The sequence below is a fragment of the Mesorhizobium sp. M7A.F.Ca.AU.001.01.1.1 genome (assembly GCF_004022735.1).
Taxonomy (GTDB): Bacteria; Pseudomonadota; Alphaproteobacteria; order Rhizobiales; family Rhizobiaceae; genus Mesorhizobium; species Mesorhizobium ciceri.
The window spans coordinates 1-4,074 of sequence record NZ_RZPF01000605.1 but is presented as its reverse complement, the minus strand read 5'-3'; the positions used below and the strand labels follow the sequence as shown (position 1 = coordinate 4,074).

Annotated in this window: 5 protein-coding genes and 1 pseudogene; 4 read left to right on the top strand and 2 right to left on the bottom strand. The window is 62.8% G+C overall.

The window, feature by feature from the left end; genetic code table 11:
- Positions 1–577, top strand: a 577-nt coding sequence (locus EN884_RS28110; RefSeq protein ID WP_164895190.1) for a class I SAM-dependent methyltransferase, incomplete at its 5' end; no start/stop codon positions are given.
- A 118-nt stretch (positions 578–695) separates the two neighbouring features.
- Complete coding sequence (locus EN884_RS28105; protein WP_224619575.1) at positions 696–1,661, top strand: DUF3592 domain-containing protein; 966 nt, start codon at positions 696–698, stop codon at positions 1,659–1,661.
- A 14-nt stretch (positions 1,662–1,675) separates the two neighbouring features.
- Here EN884_RS28105 and EN884_RS28100 read toward each other — a convergent pair whose 3' ends face one another.
- A complete protein-coding gene (locus EN884_RS28100; protein WP_013532081.1) occupies positions 1,676–2,035 on the bottom strand; it encodes a hypothetical protein in 360 nt (119 codons plus the stop codon).
- A gap of 164 nt (positions 2,036–2,199) precedes the next feature.
- Between EN884_RS28100 and EN884_RS28095 the strand changes: the two genes are divergently transcribed.
- Positions 2,200–2,721, top strand: coding sequence for a hypothetical protein (locus tag EN884_RS28095; protein WP_013532080.1), 522 nt, complete (start codon positions 2,200–2,202; stop codon positions 2,719–2,721).
- Positions 2,714–3,331, top strand: coding sequence for a hypothetical protein (locus EN884_RS28090; RefSeq protein ID WP_063167841.1), 618 nt, complete (start codon positions 2,714–2,716; stop codon positions 3,329–3,331). The genes EN884_RS28095 and EN884_RS28090 overlap by 8 nt, the downstream gene beginning before the upstream one ends.
- Positions 3,332–3,350: 19 nt before the next feature.
- Here the strand turns inward: EN884_RS28090 and EN884_RS28085 are convergent.
- Positions 3,351–4,040 (bottom strand): annotated as a pseudogene (locus EN884_RS28085) (SPASM domain-containing protein); the annotation flags it as partial.
- Positions 4,041–4,074: the final 34 nt, after the last annotated feature.

Sequence of the window (4,074 nt, the reverse complement as noted above, 5' to 3'; positions counted from 1 at the left end):
CCGTCAAACGATCAGCGCTTACGAGGATTATGCGGAACAATATGATGCCATCGTGCGCCATGTTCCCAACGAGAGGGAGCAGGCATCGCTCAAGCGCCTGGTGGCAATCGCCGGCACAGGTGGCCGGATTTTGGAAGTCGGGTCCGGAGCCGGATACGATGCGGATTTTCTGGAAAATTTGGGCGTCAAGGTTCGGCGCACCGACGCCACCAAGCGGTTTCTCGAGCTGCAGGCCGCGCGTGGTAAGCATGGCGAGTTGCTCGATCTCATCACCGATGATCTCGGCGGCCCCTACGACGCGGTCCTTGCCCTATGCGTCCTGATCCACGTGCCTCGCGACCAGACCGACCAGGTGCTTGCCAAGATAGCCGGGTCGCTGCGCCCGGGCGGCGCCTTCCTCGTCTCGATGCGCAATGGCGACGGCGAGAGATCAGGCGAATATCACATGGTCTACTGGCGCAGGGACGACTTCGCCGCCCATCTCGAAGGCGCCGGGCTGGTCCTTATCAGGGACGATTTCAACGTCGGCCGCAATAGCGAAGAATGGAACACGTTCCTGGCCGTGAAGCCTGCATAACGCGGCGTGGGCTGTTGCCGTTTGCGCTGCTCAGCCTTTTCAGATTTGCGAAAATACAAGACATTGCCGCCGCCATGCTGTCTATGTGCGGGTTCCTGCACTCCTGGGGGGAGACGAGTTGGAACTCAAGATCATGCTTGTCGGCTTTGCCTGCGTGGTCGCGGGCGCGCTGTCGTTCATCACCTTCATGAAATGGCGAGAGGTGAAGGCACTCAGCCGCTGGCTGCCGACGCCGGGAAAGATCATCTCGTCGCGCGTCGAGGCACGCGAGGTCAGAAGCTCGGGCGTTGGTTCGGACAGCACTGATACGACCGAAATGCGCAATTTTCCGGCGATCACCTTCGAATACAAGGTCGGCGGCAAGAAATTTCAAAGCTCGCGCTACAGCGTGAAGGAGAATTTGGGGAATTTCGAAGTCACCGAAACCCTTGCCCAGTTTCCCCGCGGCGCGGAGGTGACTGTCTTCTACAATCCGGCCGATCCGAGCAAAGCCGTGATCGAGCGCACCATGCCCGAAGGCGCCTTCAAGTTCATGATCCAGCTCTCGGCCGGGCTGGTGGTCGGCGCGCTTGTGCTGGTGTTTTCCGTCGGCGGCGTCCTGGAGGCGATCAGGCCGCATTTGCCCAAGCCGCAAAACCTCGGCGCGGGAGCGCTGCTGCTGTTCATGGGCCTGTTTGCCTTGCGCATGGGCTTCGTCCAGAGATCGCTGGCCGAGCAGGCGGCAAAATGGCCGGTCACTGCCGGCCGCATCGATAACTCGGGCCTGCAGGCGCTCCGAAACCATTCTGGCCATGGTCGCTGGCGCACCGTCTTCAAATCCCGCATCGTCTACTCCTATGACGTCGCCGGCCAGCGCTACAGCGCCGATCGTGTGACCTTCGGCGGAACCGTGACGGCTTCGTTGCCCGGCCTCGTCGGCGGCCAGGCACGGCAGTATGTCGAAGGCAGCAAGGTCGACGTCCACTATGACCCCGCCAACCCCGGCTCGGCGGTGCTGGAATGCCGGGTACGGGGGCTCTGGCTGTTATGGATCTGCTCGGCAGGCTTTCTCGGTGGCGCCGCCTTTCTGGTCGGCCTGGTCTGAGGCGCCGGACGCCTTCAACAGCGGACGAGCGGTCCGCTGTCGAAGCCAGGCCAGGTGAACCGCAGCGTGGCCCCATGCCTGACGATATGGATGACACGCGCGAACGGCTCCTCGATCGACGGGTCGGAACCGTAGCATTGGCTGGCATGCACCACCCAACCGGTCGAGCTTTTGCGAAATGTCGCCTGCTCGCAGCCGAGATCGGGGAACGACAGCGACGCCTGGTCCACTGTGAACACAGTCTCGCGTTGGATGTCGGGAGCCGCGTGGCAGTTCAGCCTGTCGCTAGACCATGTCCCAACATAAGGCGGCGCCGCCAGCGCGGAGCCACCGGCGAATGCGGATATTGCCGTCGTCATCACCAAACGCCGCATCACCACTCCTTCGATCAGTGCGCTCGACCATACAGGCTGGTGGGATTTTGCGTGGACAAGTTTTGTCCAGGAGCGGACAAACGCCGCCGTTCCGGATTTTGCTATGCTTTTGCGCGGATGATGCGACTGTGCGGGCCGACTCAACGCTTTCCCAGAGACATTGGATGATCACCCGCATACTGGCCTTTTTCCTCCTGGGCCTGCTCGGCCCGATGCAGGCGGCCTTGGCAAAAGAATGCCTCCTGAGTCACGCCACCTATCAGGAGCCGCGCTCGGGTGCCGTCGTGCAATTCCGGCCGCTCGCCAACGAGCCGGCGGCGCTGACGGCCGAAGTGTTTTCGCTGGCCGTGCCCAAAGCCGGCACGAGCCTGCCCGCCGACATCACCTGGACCAACGGCAAGAATTCCTTCCCGCTCGGCACCATTCGCCACGCCTGCACCGACGACGACCGGGAAGGCGGCCTGCAGGACGGTAGCGGATTGTGCAGGCTATGGGAGGGCCAGGTCTATGCCTTGACCGGCGGCGGCGCCGAGCAGTTGAATTCGCGCGAAGCGACACCGGCGCCGAGAGGGCTGCTCTTGCCCGGTTTCGGCGTGGCTTTCACCGAAGGAGCCGATTTCGCCAATGCCAATCCAGGCGGTTCGGCCTGGGACGCCTTCATTTTAACAGGATGCAGCGATGAATAGCGTGCGATCGACCATCTGGGCCAGTGCCCTGCTTGCATCCGCGACGATACCAGCCATGGCGGACGAGCCGGCGCCGTCGCGCCCGCCCATCGACAAATGCGCCTGGGAAAAATTGTCTGACAAAACTGTCGGGCTGGCCGCCTGGACGCAGCGCTGCGATTTCGGCTTCCGCCAGATCCATTTCGAATTCGCCGGCAAAGCGCTCGCCATCAAATACAGCGACGGCGGCGCGGCTGACCCTCTTGTCGAGGTCTTTGACATCAAGCCTGGCGAAACCGCCGAGGCTGCGTTGCAGCGCCTGTTCCTGGAAAAGACCGACAAGGCCGTCAGCGCCCGCTGTGTGCTGGCGCCTTACACCGAGGGCACGGTACCCGCCGGCGTCAAACGCTACACATTCAGCCCCGACGCCGCCTATGCGAAAGAGCTGAAAGCACTTGCCAGCTCCGACGAGATTCCCGAACCGCCCTGCGGCGACTGGGGTGAAATGCCTGACGGCATGCAGTATTTCGAGGTGCCCGCGGGTGAGGGGTACAGCCTGCTTTTTGTGCGCATCGGCCAGGACGAGCCATTGTTTGACGAGCAGACGCTACGCGTCTTGCCGAGGGGGTGAGAAGCGCTTTCTCGCCAGGTCAGGCGGATTCGGTCACCGCACCGATCCGCCGGTAGACGAATGCTTCTTCTCTCGAAGGAACTGTGGCAATGCGCTTGGCTTCGTCGATCAGCATTGCCATGCGAGCATGGATCGGCGATTTCGCGCAAGCCGGGTCCGTTGCAGCGGCATCGCCGGCGATCGCCATCGCCTGGCAGCGGCAGCCGCCCCAGTCGATCTCGCGCCGCTCACAGCCGCGGCATGGCTCCTGCATCCAGTCCGTACCGCGAAAGGCATTGAACGCCGGGGAATCGGCCCAGATCGAGGACAGCCTGCGTGGTTCGAAACGCTCGAAGCTGAGCGACGGGATCGTCTGTGCGGCATGGCAGGGCAGTACGGTGCCGTCAGGCGTCACCATGAAGGCGTCCCGCGCCCAGCCGCCCATGCACGGCTTGGGATAGATCGCGAAATAGTCCGGCGTCACAAAATCGATGTTGATGATGCCGGCCAACCGCTCCTGTGCCTCCGCGACGATCTCCGCCTGCCTATCGACCGCTTCACGCTCCGGCATCAGTTGATCGCGATTGGTTAACGCCCAGCCGGCATATTGCACATTGGCGATCTCGAGCCTCTCCGCGCCCAACGAAAGGGCGAGATCGATGAATTCCGGCACCTCCTCGATGTTATGGCGATGGATCGGCGCGTTGATGGTTAGAGGCAGACCGGCCGCGCGCGCGCGGCCGGTCTGCCTCTAACCATCAACG